The 13318-nt window shown below is 63.2% G+C and carries 13 protein-coding genes; 8 read left to right on the top strand and 5 right to left on the bottom strand.

What is annotated here, in order from left to right; all coding sequences use genetic code 11:
* Nucleotides 1-113: 113 nt before the first annotated feature.
* Nucleotides 114-662 (top strand): single-stranded DNA-binding protein, encoded by a 549-nt coding sequence (gene ssb, locus CEW89_RS03925; protein ID WP_096804970.1) that lies wholly within the window; start codon nucleotides 114-116, stop codon nucleotides 660-662.
* Nucleotides 663-714: 52 nt separating this feature from the next.
* On the opposite strand, the gene CEW89_RS03930 is transcribed toward ssb, so the two are convergent.
* Together CEW89_RS03930 and CEW89_RS20675 are read right to left on the bottom strand one after the other, a co-directional pair.
* Nucleotides 715-1425 (bottom strand): hypothetical protein, encoded by a 711-nt coding sequence (locus tag CEW89_RS03930; RefSeq protein ID WP_157779752.1) that lies wholly within the window; start codon nucleotides 1423-1425, stop codon nucleotides 715-717.
* A 15-nt stretch (nucleotides 1426-1440) separates the two neighbouring features.
* Nucleotides 1441-1917 carry a hypothetical protein gene (locus CEW89_RS20675; RefSeq protein WP_157779753.1) on the bottom strand — a complete coding sequence of 159 codons (477 nt, stop codon included), beginning with the start codon at nucleotides 1915-1917 and terminating at the stop codon, nucleotides 1441-1443.
* A 194-nt stretch (nucleotides 1918-2111) separates the two neighbouring features.
* Here CEW89_RS20675 and CEW89_RS03940 point away from each other — a divergent pair, with 194 nt between their 5' ends.
* Nucleotides 2112-2939, top strand: coding sequence for a universal stress protein (locus tag CEW89_RS03940; protein ID WP_096804973.1), 828 nt, complete (start codon nucleotides 2112-2114; stop codon nucleotides 2937-2939).
* Between the two features lie 7 nt (nucleotides 2940-2946).
* Here the strand turns inward: CEW89_RS03940 and CEW89_RS03945 are convergent, their stop codons facing one another.
* The 3 genes from CEW89_RS03945 to CEW89_RS03955 form a co-directional block, all read right to left on the bottom strand.
* Complete coding sequence (locus CEW89_RS03945) at nucleotides 2947-3915, bottom strand: GGDEF domain-containing protein (protein ID WP_157779754.1); 969 nt, start codon at nucleotides 3913-3915, stop codon at nucleotides 2947-2949.
* A gap of 197 nt (nucleotides 3916-4112) precedes the next feature.
* Nucleotides 4113-5222, bottom strand: coding sequence for a 3-dehydroquinate synthase (gene aroB, locus CEW89_RS03950; RefSeq protein WP_096804975.1), 1110 nt, complete (start codon nucleotides 5220-5222; stop codon nucleotides 4113-4115).
* Complete coding sequence (locus CEW89_RS03955) at nucleotides 5219-5764, bottom strand: shikimate kinase (RefSeq protein ID WP_280522630.1); 546 nt, start codon at nucleotides 5762-5764, stop codon at nucleotides 5219-5221. The genes aroB and CEW89_RS03955 overlap by 4 nt, the downstream gene beginning before the upstream one ends.
* Nucleotides 5765-5947: 183 nt before the next feature.
* Here CEW89_RS03955 and CEW89_RS20990 point away from each other — a divergent pair, with 183 nt between their 5' ends.
* The 6 genes from CEW89_RS20990 to CEW89_RS03985 all read left to right on the top strand — a co-directional run bounded on the left by CEW89_RS20990 (nucleotide 5948) and on the right by CEW89_RS03985 (nucleotide 13315).
* Nucleotides 5948-6085: a hypothetical protein gene (locus tag CEW89_RS20990; protein WP_096804977.1), complete on the top strand. Its 138-nt coding sequence runs from the start codon at nucleotides 5948-5950 to the stop codon at nucleotides 6083-6085.
* An 11-nt stretch (nucleotides 6086-6096) separates the two neighbouring features.
* Nucleotides 6097-7680, top strand: coding sequence for a hypothetical protein (locus tag CEW89_RS03965; protein WP_244906156.1), 1584 nt, complete (start codon nucleotides 6097-6099; stop codon nucleotides 7678-7680).
* Nucleotides 7677-8618, top strand: coding sequence for a site-specific tyrosine recombinase XerD (locus tag CEW89_RS03970; protein WP_096804978.1), 942 nt, complete (start codon nucleotides 7677-7679; stop codon nucleotides 8616-8618). Before CEW89_RS03965 ends, CEW89_RS03970 begins: the two co-directional genes overlap by 4 nt.
* A gap of 200 nt (nucleotides 8619-8818) precedes the next feature.
* A complete protein-coding gene (locus tag CEW89_RS03975; RefSeq protein WP_096804979.1) occupies nucleotides 8819-10144 on the top strand; it encodes an HlyC/CorC family transporter in 1326 nt (441 codons plus the stop codon).
* Nucleotides 10144-10929, top strand: coding sequence for a 23S rRNA (adenine(2030)-N(6))-methyltransferase RlmJ (locus CEW89_RS03980; protein ID WP_096804980.1), 786 nt, complete (start codon nucleotides 10144-10146; stop codon nucleotides 10927-10929). Before CEW89_RS03975 ends, CEW89_RS03980 begins: the two co-directional genes overlap by 1 nt.
* 130 nt (nucleotides 10930-11059) lie before the next feature.
* On the top strand, nucleotides 11060-13315 hold the full coding sequence (locus CEW89_RS03985) for a calcium-binding protein (RefSeq protein ID WP_066709593.1): 2256 nt from the start codon (nucleotides 11060-11062) through the stop codon (nucleotides 13313-13315).
* Nucleotides 13316-13318: the final 3 nt, after the last annotated feature.

The raw sequence follows: 13318 nt of genomic DNA on the forward strand, positions 1-13318 counted from the left end.
AAAACCGTGCATTTCAAACAGAGTGTCTGTTACAGGCGGATTTTAGCCCTTGCCCCTCTGCCCCCGGCAATGGTGTAACGGGGACCAACTCTAGAATCTCAGGGAGAAGTTGCATGGCCGGGTCCGTGAACAAAGTCATCCTCGTGGGCAATCTCGGGCGCGACCCGGAAGTGCGCACCTTCCAGAACGGCGGCAAGGTCTGCAACCTGCGGATCGCCACCTCGGAAAACTGGAAAGACCGCAACACCGGCGAGCGCCGCGAACGCACCGAATGGCATTCGGTGGCGATCTTCTCCGAACCGCTCGCCCGCATCGCCGAGCAATATCTGCGCAAAGGCTCCAAGGTCTATATCGAGGGCCAGTTGGAGACCCGCAAATGGCAGGACCAGCAGGGTCAGGACCGCTACACGACCGAAGTCGTACTGCGCCCCTATCGGGGCGAGCTGACGCTTCTGGACGGTCGCGGCGAAGGCGGCGGCGGTCAAGGTGGCGGCATGGGCGGTGGCGGCGGCTACGGCGGCGGTTACGATCAGGGCCCGTCCGGTGGCTATGACGATCCGGGCTATGGCGGCTCCTCCGGCGGCGGCTACGGTGGCTCCTCGGGGGGTGGCTCGCAAGGTGGCGCCCGCCCCTCGCTCGACGACGACGAAATCCCGTTCTGAGCCCTCTCGGAGCAAGATCGAACCGACACCCCGCTCGCGCGGGGTGTTTTCGTTACGTCCCCCTCCCGGCAGGCGTGCCATCCTCCGTCACCCCCGTCTCTCGGTCGGTCTCCCAATCCACTGCGCGCATGGAAAAATATTCTTCGCCAAGCCCAAGCATCTTGTCGAAAAAATACGCGCTCAGGGTCGATTGCGGACATCTGGCATTGCGCCCATAGGCTTTGAGCCACCCCTCCGCCTCATATTTATTGGCGGTCATTTCAAGATTACCCGGCACAAGGTTGAGGGCATGCCCGCGCCCGAGGTCCTTCCGATGCGCGTAATCCATGGCGTTGCGTGTCGCAATGTAGATCACATGGCACACTTCCCCGAGGGAAAAACGCGTCACGAGATCTTCGAGCACAGACACTGTTTTCGTGCCGGCCCCTTCGTCGTGATAGCCATATTCCTCAAGTCGTTTTGCAAGAAAGTCCTGCGCTTCGAGGCAGGCAATCTCCAGCCAGAGCCCCCGCAGCACGTCATGCGCCGCGGCGTCTCCTCTCGCATGTTCGACGGCCTGCGCCAGAGAAAGGTCCAATTTCCGCACATAGTCCAGTTTCTCCCCACCGCTCAGCCCCGGCAGAAACGCCCAGTCGACCCGATCAGGGAAAAACGTCTCGGGTGTCCCCTCGCCGAAGTCGAATGCCGAGAGTGAACTGTCCGGATCGGGGGCGATCACCCGGGCGTGAAACAAGGCACGCACCATATCGTTTACATGGCGCAACAGCGGACTCAACGGCTATTGTCTGGCCGCATAAGGCAAGGCCAGGCGCAGATCTTCTGAAACCGCATGTGTAAACAGCACCCGTGCCCAAAGGCGCAGATGCAACGACAAGTCATCGACCTCGGGAACGCTCCACTCAGCGAGGGAGTAGCAGCTATGGACCAGATCGCGCTGAGCCTGCTCCTGTCGTCGTCGCGCCTCCGCAGCCCGGGCGCGACAGTTCGGACAGGCACAATAGGGCACATCGCGATGCCCGCAATTCGGGCAAAAAGCCTCCTGCCCGCCATAGCCGGCACGCGTGCGTGGCTTTCGTTGCAGATGGATGTCCTCGCAATAAGGGCAGGTGTCGGACAGAATGACCGGCGGCAACAGGGTATGAAAACGTGACGGGATCACATCAAGAGAAAAAGCGGAGATCAACTGCGCGACGGTTTCGGGTTTCTCAGGGTCGTAATATCGCCTCAGGAGATCCTGAAATTGATCTTCGCTCAAATGGGAAAGCTTTGGATTCATGCGCCTAATATAGGCAGTGCTTTCGAGATGTTAAGCCAGATTGCCCCCACTTTTGCATGATGCCGCCGTCCCGCGACATCTCGCCTCCCTCCCCTCAAAAATTGCCGGGGCCACCCTATATATAGAGGGTCCCCGCAGAGGAGACGGGGTCCGCAACACATCAGGAGGAGATCATGATCAACCGCATTCTCGTCGCAAGCGACCTGTCGTCCCGTTCGGACCGGGCCGTGGAACGCGCCGTCCAACTCGCACAGGAACACGGTGGCAAGATCATCCTCATGCATGTCGTCGACGAGGACCTGCCCGCCACGGTCGTCGCCCGCATGCGCCAGACTGCCGGGGAGGTGCTCGGTGCCGTCGCGCAATCCGAACATGCGCCCGAGAGCACCGAAATCGTGGTCGAGACCGGCGATCCGGTGCTGACCATCGCGGAGATGGCCGAGGCGCTCGACGTCGATCTGGTGGTGCTGGGCGTGCACAAACCGCGCCCGTTCTGGGACATGTTCTCCGGCACCACGATGGAACGGCTGGTGCGTGCGCTGCATCGCCCGGTGCTTCTCGTGCAGGGGCCGGTGACCGGGCCGTACACATCCGTGCTCTGCGGCATCGACCTGTCGCCCTCCTGCCTCGCCGCCGGGCGCACCGCGCTGAGCCTCGCGCCCAAGGCCAAGGTCGCCACCTTCCACGCCGTACATGTCCCCTATCAGGGCATGATTGCCCGAGACGCCAGCGAGAAACAGCTCGCCCCCTTCGTCAAGGATGCCAGGGCCCGGCTCGACGGCTGGTGGGACAGCGCCGCGATCCCTGCGGGCCTGCCGAAGCCCGAGGTGACCCCGGCCAGCGTGCATGACGCTCATGCCGCGGCTATGACGCAGAGCGGTGCCGATCTTTTCGCGCTGGGGGCCCATGGCCGCATGCCGCTCTCGCCCAGCCTGCTCGGCGGTTTCACCGAAGAGCAGATCCGCGATCCGCAGAGCGATCTTCTGGTGGTGCGCGGCTGAGCCCCGTTCAGCCGCCGACGGAGCCCGGGTGCATCACCGTGTTGCGCCCGGCCTGTTTCGCCCGGTAGAGGTTGGCGTCGGCACGATTCAGCGTCTGTTCGATCTCGTCCGGGGTGGAATAGCTCTCGACCCCGACCGAAATGGTCAGCCGGATGCCTTTCGGCAGTTCCTTTTCCGCCAGATGGCGCCGCAGACGCTCGCCCACCCGCACGGCCAGTTCGACCGGGACATTGGGCAGCAGCACGGCGAATTCCTCGCCTCCCATGCGATAGAGATATTCCTGTTGCCGCAGCACTTCGCTCATGCCCTCGACCATCATGCACAGCACCTGATCGCCGACCACATGGCCATAGCTGTCGTTGACCTGCTTGAAATGGTCGATGTCGATGAACATCAGGCTGCCCGGTCCGGCGCCGAAGCGGCCCTCTTCGAGGCGGCGCATGAAGGAGCGGCGGTTGCGGCACCCGGTCAGCGCATCGCGCTCCACCGCATCGCCCAGCTCGTTCTCGAGCCGCCGCATGGTCTTCAGCATGAAGCGCAGGAACACGATCACGGTGCCAAGCGCGAGCACGAAACGGAAGGCGAACCAGAAATCCCCGGTCGCACGGTACACCAGGACACCACCAATCAGGGTCATGATCGAACCGATCACCTGCGCCACGCCCAGCGAGGAATAGAAAAAGCCCGCCACGGTGATCGGGAACAGCCAGAACGCCGCGGAAGCGCCATGATGCGCGATCAGCTCAAACGCACCGAACTCGACGGCAATCAGGAGCACCGTTGGATTGATCGGCACCTTGTGCCATTTCAGATAGCACCAGAGATCGGCGGCAATCAGCGCGACAATGACGGTATAGTAGACCGACAGAATATACTCACCCAGCACGATATAGCGCACGATCGCGATCGGAAGCACCATGATGGCCACAGCCGCCATGAATTTCGCGATCACAGGGCTTCCCAGAACGGTGGGCACCTGAAATCTCCGCCGGTAACGACCTATGCCATTCATAACCTTTCCCCATGTGTTCAGGGGTGACAATTCATCAATCTATGTTCGAACCCGCATCGGATTCGCCCGAGACGTCGGGACAAGTTATTTTCGAAGTATGAACCTTTTTTCCAGCCCCTCCCATAGGGGCTGGTTCAAACGGCAAAGATTATTTGTCGTTTTCAGAGACCGTCGCGCAACACCGCGAGCACCGCCTCACGCGGCACATCCGCTGTCACGAAGGCCGATCCGATGCCCCGCGCGAGGATGAAGCGAAGCTGACCGTCGAGCACCTTCTTGTCCTGCGCCATCAGATCGACAAGCGCCTCCGCCGAGGGCAGATCGCCGGGGATGTCCTTGAGATCGCATTTCATGCCCATGGCCTTGAGGTGCTCGCGCACCCGGCTCGGCGCTTCCTGCGAACACAGGCCGAGACGCGCGGACAGCTCGAACGCCAGCGCGCAGCCGATGGCCACGCCCTCGCCATGCAAAAGCCGGTCGGAATAGCCCGTCGCCGCTTCCAGCGCATGGCAGAAGGTATGCCCGAGGTTCAACAACGCCCGGTCGCCCTGCTCCGTCTCGTCGCGCACGACAATATCGGCCTTCATCTGCACCGAGTGCCGCACCGCCTCGGCCCGCAGTCCCAGATCGCCCGCCGCCAGTTTCGGTCCGTTCGCCTCCAGCCATTCGAAAAAGCCCTCGTCGCCCAGAAGCCCGTATTTCTGCACCTCGCCGTAGCCCGCGAGGAAATCACGTTCGGTCAGCGTGCCGAGGATGGCAATATCGGCGAGCACCAGAGAGGGCTGATGGAAGGCGCCGATCAGGTTCTTGCCCTGCGGCGCGTTGATTCCGGTCTTGCCACCGACAGAGCTGTCGACCTGCGCCAGAAGCGTCGTCGGGATCTGCACGAAGCGCACGCCCCGGCGCAGGACCGAGGCGGCGAACCCCGCCAGATCGCCGATCACACCGCCGCCAAAGGCCACCACGATGTCGCGGCGTTCGCATTTCTCGGCCAAAAGCCATTCCACCGCGCGGGTGAACTGCGGCCAGCCCTTGGTGCTCTCGCCCGCCGGAAGCGCCAGAGCCACCATGTCGATGCCCGCGCTCGCAAGCCCCGCACGCAGGGCCTCAAGATGCAGCCCCGCGACGGTCTCGTCGGTCAGCACGAAAACCTTTTTCTTCTTGCCCAACAGAGGCGCGATATGCGCCCCCGCCTCGGCCACCAATCCCTCACCGATCCGCACATCATAGGCGCGATCCCCCAAAGGCACGTGAACGGTTTGGTAGCTCATTGATTGTCCTCCAGAATTCCACCATGGGCCTTGAGCGCGTCGATCACCTTGTCGGCCATGGCCTCGATCGACAGGCCCGGTTCGGATTCGACCACGATCCCCGCCATCTCGTAAGACGGCGTGCGCGCCGCCACCAGCTCGCGCAGGGTCTCATAGGGATTCGCGGTACGCAGAAGCGGCCGCGTGTTCTTGTGTTTCACCCGGCTCCACAACAGGTCGAGATCGGCCTTGAGCCAGACCGCGATGCCCTTCTCGGCGATCGTCGCACGGTTGATCTCGGAGAGAAACGCACCGCCGCCGGTCGACAGGATACCGCGCTCGGTGTCCAGCAGGCGCCCGATCACCTCGGTCTCTCGCGCCCGAAAGAACGCCTCGCCATCGCGGGTGAAAATCTCCGCGATGCTGCGGTCGGCAGCTTTTTCGATCTCCTGATCCGAATCGAGAAAGGGCACGCCAAGCCGTGTGGCAAGCACCTTGCCCACCGCCGTCTTTCCCGCCCCCATCATGCCCACAAGGGCCACGGTCTTTCTCAACCCCGTCACGCACTCACCCCTTCGTCGCCCTCACATGGGCGGCAATTTCCCGCCGATGAAAATTTCGCCCCCTCAATGGCGTGATCTTGCGAAAAATGCCATATATAAAACCGAGAAAACCCGGGACCGGCGGAAAATCACGGACGACAACAGTCCGACCGGCGGGTCCCGGCGCAACGGAGGCAGTGAACTTTGCGCAAATTCCTTTTCCGGCTTCTGGCCGTCCTCATCCTTCTCGGCCTCATCGGCTTCATCGGATTCGCCTATGTCGGCGATTTGTCGCCCGAGCGCAGCGAACAACGCGCCCCCGTGACGCTCGAGCTGAAATAGGCGCCTCGCCCATGTGCGCGCCCTCGCCGCTCTCTCGCCGACAGTTCGGCGTCACAACCGGCCTGACGCTGTCCCTGCTGCTCGCGGCCCTGCCCCTCGCGGCCCAGACCGCTGCGGGCGACAAACCGCTCTCGGCCATCGACTGGCTGTCCGACACGCTCGAGACCCCGCGCCCGCTCACCGCCCCCGAGGCCAGCGACATTTCCGAGAACGCCCTGCCCGAAGAGGTCACGGTGATCCCGCTCGATGCGCCCGACCCGGACGCCGCCGGGCTCCTGCCCGCCTCCACGACGGGCCTGCCGCGCAACCTCTGGGGGGCGTCCACGGCCACCGACATCGCCCGGCGCATCACCACGATTTCCGCCCGCTCCGATCTTTTGCCCGCCTCGCGACGGCTCCTGAACACGCTGGTGCTCGCGGAACTCGACCCGCCGGTGCAATCGGATCGCGACGGGCGGCTGTTCCTCGCCCGGATCGACGCGCTTCTGGCACAGGGGCTGCTGGACGAGGCCGATGCGCTGATGGAGCTTGCGGGCCTCACCACGCCGGAGATTTTCCGCCGCGCCTTCGACACCAAGCTGCTTCTGGGCACCGAAGACGCCGCCTGCGCCCGGCTCAATCACACGCCCGGCCTCTCGCCCGCGCTTCAGGCCCGGATCTTCTGCCTCGCGCGCGGCGGCGACTGGAGTGCGGCGGCGCTGACGCTGGAAACCGGCGAGGCGCTGGGCCTCATTCGCGAGGATCAGGGCACGCTTCTGGCGCGCTTTCTCGATCCCGAGCTGTTCGAGGGCGAACCGCCCCTGCCCGTGCCGGATCATCCGACGCCGCTCACCTTCCGCCTGATGGAAGCCATCGGTGAGCCGCTGCCGACCTCGTCCCTGCCGCTGGCCTTCGCGCAATCCGACCTGCGTGCCACCTCCGGCTGGAAGGCCCGTGCCACCGCAGCCGAGCGTCTGGCGCGCGTCGGCGCGCTCTCGCCCAACCGCTGGCTCGGCATCTGGTCCGAACATCTTCCGGCGGCCTCGGGCGGCATCTGGGACCGGATCGACGCGCTGCAAAGCTTCGAAACCGCGCTGGCACGAAACGACATCGAAATCGTTTCGCTCCGCCTGCCCAAGGTCTGGGACGCGATGCGTGCCTCCGGTCTGCAACCGGTCTTCGCCGAACTCTTCGCCCAGCGTCTCGCCGCCTTGCCGCTCACCGGCGAGGCCTCCGAGATCGCGTTTGAAGTGGCGCTGCTGTCGCCGGATTATGAAAAGATCGCGTTGAAATGGAGCATGCCGCTGTCCCGCGATCAGATTTTCCTGCATGGCATCGCCACCGGCAACCTGCCGACCCAGCGCCAGAGCGATGCGCAGGCCCGCGCCATCGCGGCGGGCTTCCGCGCCACGGGCGTTCCCGTCCGGCTCGAAACCCTGGTGAACGAACAACGGTTGGGCGAAGCGATCCTGCGCGGCATCGAACTGCTCGAAGGCGGGGCGGCAGGCGATCTCGACGAGCTGTCGGACGCGATCCAGTTCTTCCGTGCCATCGGGCTTGAGGCCACGGCGCGGCGGGCCTCTTTGGAGCTTCTCTTGCTGGAACGACGCGGATGAGCCTTGCGGCTTCAGACGCCCGCTGGATTTCGGCCTTTGCCGAGGCGCAGATGGCAGAGCTTGGCGCGGCGGAAAACACGCGGCTGTCCTACGGGCGCGATCTTGTGGGCTTCTCCGAATGGCTGACCCGCAAAGGCGCCACGTTCGAGACCGCCACTCGCGATCAGATCGAGCGCTATCTCGTCGCCTGCGAGGCCGAGGGGCTGGCGCAGTCGACCCGGGCACGGCGGCTCTCCTCGATCAAACAGCTTTATCGTTTCGCCTTTGAAGAGGGCTGGCGCGGGGACAATCCGGCGATCCAGATCAAGGGGCCGGGACGCACGAAACGCCTGCCGAAAACCCTGTCCGAAGAGGAGGTGTCGCGCCTGCTCGACGCGGCCCGCGCCATGGGGCGGACGGAAACAGAACGGCTGCGCAACGCCTGCCTGATGGAAATCCTCTACGCCACCGGGATGCGCGTGTCGGAACTCGTGTCTCTGCCTGTCTCAGCCACACGCGGCGATCCCCGGCTGTTGCTGATCCTGGGCAAGGGCGGCAAGGAACGCATGGTGCCGCTGTCGGAGCCTGCCCGCGCCGCGCTCAGGGACTGGTTGGCGGTGCGCGATGCCGCCGAGGATCTGGCGAAACGTGAGACCGGGGCAAAGGCTTCGGCCTTTCTCTTTCCCTCGCGTGGCAAGCTGGGTCACATCACCCGCGACGGGTTTTACAAGCTGATCAAGGACATCTCGGTTCAGGCCGGAGTATCGCCCGCCAAGGTCACGCCGCACACGCTGCGCCACGCCTTCGCGACCCATCTACTGGCTCATGGCGCCGATCTGCGCGCGATCCAGACGCTTCTGGGCCATGCCGATCTTTCGACGACAGAGATCTACACCCATGTGCTCGACGAACGGCTCAGGGAACTGGTGTTGACCAAGCATCCGCTGGCGGAAGGCTGAGGCGATCCGAGTATTTTCGCCATCGGAAAGCCGTAAGCCCTGAGGGACCTGTTGCCATACAGGTGCCCGACAAAAGTCCGACGCAAAGCCGACGCAAATCCGACCGGCCTTTTCGACGACAAGGTGGCTTTTTTCATGACAGGCACTTATGGCCTTGAGAGCCTCTTGCGAAGACGCCTCCGCATGCCCATAACCATGCCATGACAGAGACTTCCTTGCTTGACGCCGCCTTCTGGATCACCGCCGCCGCGATTGCGGGGCTTTTGGTGTTGTCCGCGTTTTTCTCCGGCTCCGAGACCGCCCTGACCGCCGCCTCGCGCGGCAAGCTCCGCGCCCAGGCCGACAAGGGCGACAAGGGTGCCGAGCGCGCGCTCAGCGTGACCGAGGACAGCGAACGGCTGATCGGCTCGGTGCTTCTGGGCAACAACCTTGTGAACATTCTGGCGACCTCGCTGACGACGGCGCTGTTCACCAAGCTGTTCGGCCAGAACGGCGTGGCCTTTGCGACAATGATCATGACCGTGCTGGTTCTGATCTTTTCCGAAGTTCTGCCAAAGACTTATGCGATCACCAACCCGGAGATGGCCGCCGCCCGCGTCGCCGGTCCGATCGCCGTGGTGGTCAAGGTCTTCGCCCCCGTGGTGGCTTTCGTGCGGCTTCTGGTGCGCGGGCTGTTGCGGCTGTTCGGGGTTCAGACCGATCCGAATGCGGGCGTTCTCGCCGTCAAGGAAGAGATCGTCGGCGCCATCACCCTTGGCATGTCCGAGGGGACGGTGGAGAAGGAGGATCGCGACCGTCTGCTGGGCGCGCTCGATCTGGCGGACCGCACCGTCGAGGAGATCATGCTGCACCGCTCGCAGATCGAAATGCTGGATGTCGACCTGCCCGCGCGCGAGATCCTCGAACGCTCGCTGAAAAGCCCGCACACCCGCATCCCGCTGTATCGCGACGACCCGGAGAACATCGTCGGCGTGCTGCATTCCAAGGACCTGTTGCGCGGCATGCATGCCGACAGGGTGGCACATGAATCCGAGAACCCGACCATGCTGGTGGATTTCTCCGATTTCGACGTGATGACCGTGGCGATGAAGCCCTATTTCGTGCCGGAAACCACCACGCTCGACGACCAGATGCGGCAATTTCTCAAGCGCCACACGCATTTCGCCCTTGTGGTCGATGAATACGGGGCGCTTCAGGGGCTGATCACGCTCGAAGACATTCTGGAAGAGATCGTCGGCGAGATCACCGACGAATTCGACCGTTCCGAGGATGCGCCGAAACAATCCGGCGAGACCGGCGACTGGGAGGTCGACGGCGGCATGACGATCCGCGATTTCAACCGCTGGACGGACTGCGCCATGCCCGACGAGGAGGCCAACACTATGGCCGGTCTGGTGATCCACGAGGCCCAGACCATCCCCGTGCCCGGTCAGGTGTTTTCGTTTCACGGCTATCGGTTCGAGGTGATGGAACGCAAGGACAACCGCATCACCAAGCTCAAGATCCGACCGCTGGCGGACGTCTGATGCTGTCCTATCAACACGGGTTTCACGCCGGAAATCTGGCGGATGTGCAAAAGCACGGACTGCTGGCCATGGCGCTCGATTACATGACGCGCAAGGACAAGCCGGTCAGCTATCTCGAAACCCATGCCGGGCGCGGGCTTTACGATCTTTCGGGCGATCAGGCGCAGAAGACCGGCGAGGCCTCTGAAGGCATTCTCAAGGTTGCGGATTGGTTCGGACCGGATCATCCCTATAGCCGTGCGCGTTTGGCGGTCTCGTCCCGCCATGGCGAAACGATCTATCCCGGCTCGCCCGCGATTGCGGCAGCCCTGTTGCGCGACATCGACAAGATCCACCTCGCCGAGCTGCATCCCGGCGAATTCGATCATCTGAAAGCGGCGATGCGGGGCACCGGCGCGCATCTTGTCAGGGAAGACGGTTTCGCTTTTGCCCAGAGCCTCTGCCCGCCAGCCCCCCGGCGCGGCATGATTCTGATCGACCCGCCCTACGAAATCAAATCCGATTATGCGACGATCCCCGGCTTCATCGCCAAGCTGCATCGCAAGTGGAACGTCGGTGTCATTGTGCTCTGGTATCCGATCCTGACCACGGGGGCGCATAGCGGCATGATTCGGTCTCTGGAGACCGCCGGTTTGCCCGGATTTTTCAGGCACGAGGTTCGTTTCCCGCCCGCCCGCGAAGGTCATGGCATGATCGGCTCCGGCATGGTTTTCGTCAATGTGCCCTGGGGCTTGGCGGAGGAAGCGGAACGGTTGAGTGAATTGTTCGTACAACTGACACAATGACCGGCATTTTACAGCTCTGTCGCGCCTACATGCCGAGTGCCGTATTTTCGCCTTTTTCCCATGGACTCCCGCGCATATTGGGCATTTATTAATAAATGGTTAATAAAAATGCATTTGCTGTGGGGTAAATATGCTGTCTGTTCTTACGCTCCTGGCGGGGTCTGCCCTAGCCTATGCGGCCACCGGTCTGTTCGACACCGATGAGGATGAAACCGAGGCGGAACCCTCCGCCGCGGATGAGCTTTCCGGCGAGAACCTTTCCGACGATGATCTTTCCGACACCGAAACCACGACGGTCTGGAATTTCGGCTCCGCCTCGGATGACACGATCTACGGCGGCGACGTCATCAATGAGATGCGCGGTGGCGCGGGTGATGACCTTTTGCGGGGCGGCCGCGGCGATGACACGATTTTCGGCGGCACGGGCGATGACGTTCTGAACGGCCAGCAGGACGACGACCGGCTGGTAGGCGGCTCCGGCAGCGACACGCTGTATGCCGGTTGGGGCGACGATCATCTGCAAGGCGGCACCGGCGACGATCTGCTCTATGGCGATCACGGCGACGACTGGCTCCAGGGCGAAGGCGGCAACGATTATCTCGACGGCAATTACGGCGACGATGTCCTCTCGGGCGGCAGCGGGCACGATGTGCTCTATGGCGGCGCAGGCAACGACATGCTGTCGGGCGGCGGCGGCGAGGATCGTCTTTATGGCGGCAACGGCATCGACATCATAGACGCCGGCTGGGGCGACGATCTGGTTCAGGGCGGTATGGGCAATGATGCCATCTACGCCAATGAAGGCGATGACATCGTCTCCGGCGGCAGCGGCAACGACCTGATCTTCGGCGGGGAAGGCAACGACAGTCTGAGTGGCGACAACGGCGACGACACGATTCTGGGGGAAGACGGTGACGACCAGATCTGGGCCGGAACCGGCAACGATGCGGTCGATGGCGGCGCGGGCGACGATATGATCGTCGGCAGCGATGGCACGGACATCCTCTATGGCGGCGACGGCAATGACGTCCTGCTCGGCGGGCGGGTCGGAAACATTCTGGCCGATGACGCGATGGATATTCTGGATGGCGGCGCGGGCGACGATCATCTTGTCATGCAGCAACAGGCGATTGCCACCGGCGGCGACGGGGCGGACACGTTTACAACCGGCACCTCTTTCGACGAGGCCGAAGATCTGGACGCCTGGAACACGGTGGTGACGGATTTCGAACCGGGCGTCGACACGCTTGAGGTGTCGCTGAGCGGCTGGGACGAGAGCTGGGCCTATTCCGTCAGTCTGCATTCGAACGCGGACGGCCCCTATTACACGCTCGATCTCGACATGAATGGCGAGGCGATTTCTCCGGTGACGATCTATCTGGCCGACGGGCAAGATCTGCTGAGCGAGGACGAGATGCTGAGCATGATCAGCCTCACCGGCAACGGCTTGCCGACAGTGCTTGAGGGCGATGACGGCGACAATCTTCTCACCGGGCTCGAAGGCGATGATACCATCACCGGCGGTGCGGGCGACGATGTCATCTATGGCGGCGCGGGCAATGACATCCTCGATGGCGAAGGCGGCTCCGACACGATCTATGGCGGTGCGGGCGATGACATCATCGTCTCCGGGGACACCAGCGTCTTGACCGCCGCCTCGGATTATCTCTACGGCGGCGAGGGCAACGACACGATCACCGGCCTGTTCTATGACACGATCGACGGCGGCGCAGGCGACGATACGCTGCTCGGCGGCGAGTATTCCACCATCGACGGCGGCGAGGGCGCGGACACCATTGGCGCAAGCTCCGACACCTATGTGGTCCATGGCGATGCGGGCGACGATACCATCACCCTCTTCGAAGATGGCTATTACGACCATGTCCGGATTTATGGCGACGCGGGTGACGATGTGATTAATACGAGCATTGCCGATGACGGCGTGTTCGTCTCCGGTGGAGAAGGCAATGACACGCTGATCGTGACCAGCAACGACACGGTCTATGGCGATCTCAGAGAAGGTGGCGGTTCCGGGGACGACATCATCACCGTCTATCAGCAGAGCACCCAGATGGCCGGTGGCGAGGTCGTGACCGGCGATGGTGCGGACAGCGTGACACTCGTCGCCGAGGCCGGGATGGAGGCGGAGCAGACCGGTCACATCACGATCTCGGATTTCACCCCGGGCGAAGATGTGCTTGCGCTCGATCTGTCCGAGACGCCCGACGCCACGGTGGAGATCAGCTTCGATGCGGCGGTGAACCGGTTCGAGATCACCCTGACGCAAGACGGCAGCTCGCGGCTTCTGGCCATGGTGAACCCGGCGGAGGGGATCACCTTTGCCGAAAGCGATCTGACCCTGAGCGATCTCAGCGTGACCGTTTAAGGC

Origin of the sequence: Celeribacter ethanolicus, assembly GCF_002407265.1 — a bacterium.
GTDB lineage: Bacteria > Pseudomonadota > Alphaproteobacteria > Rhodobacterales > Rhodobacteraceae > Celeribacter > Celeribacter ethanolicus.

What these genes read in the sequence shown, in the direction of transcription:
- ssb (WP_096804970.1), top strand. Translation starts at nt 114, where the DNA reads ATGGCCGGGTCCGTGAACAAAGTCATCCTCGTGGGCAATCTCGGGCGC.
- CEW89_RS03940 (WP_096804973.1), top strand. Translation starts at nt 2,112, where the DNA reads ATGATCAACCGCATTCTCGTCGCAAGCGACCTGTCGTCCCGTTCGGAC.
- aroB (WP_096804975.1), bottom strand. Translation starts at nt 5,222, where the DNA reads ATGAGCTACCAAACCGTTCACGTGCCTTTGGGGGATCGCGCCTATGAT.
- CEW89_RS03965 (WP_244906156.1), top strand. Translation starts at nt 6,097, where the DNA reads ATGTGCGCGCCCTCGCCGCTCTCTCGCCGACAGTTCGGCGTCACAACC.
- CEW89_RS03970 (WP_096804978.1), top strand. Translation starts at nt 7,677, where the DNA reads ATGAGCCTTGCGGCTTCAGACGCCCGCTGGATTTCGGCCTTTGCCGAG.
- CEW89_RS03975 (WP_096804979.1), top strand. Translation starts at nt 8,819, where the DNA reads ATGACAGAGACTTCCTTGCTTGACGCCGCCTTCTGGATCACCGCCGCC.
- CEW89_RS03980 (WP_096804980.1), top strand. Translation starts at nt 10,144, where the DNA reads ATGCTGTCCTATCAACACGGGTTTCACGCCGGAAATCTGGCGGATGTG.
- CEW89_RS03985 (WP_066709593.1), top strand. Translation starts at nt 11,060, where the DNA reads ATGCTGTCTGTTCTTACGCTCCTGGCGGGGTCTGCCCTAGCCTATGCG.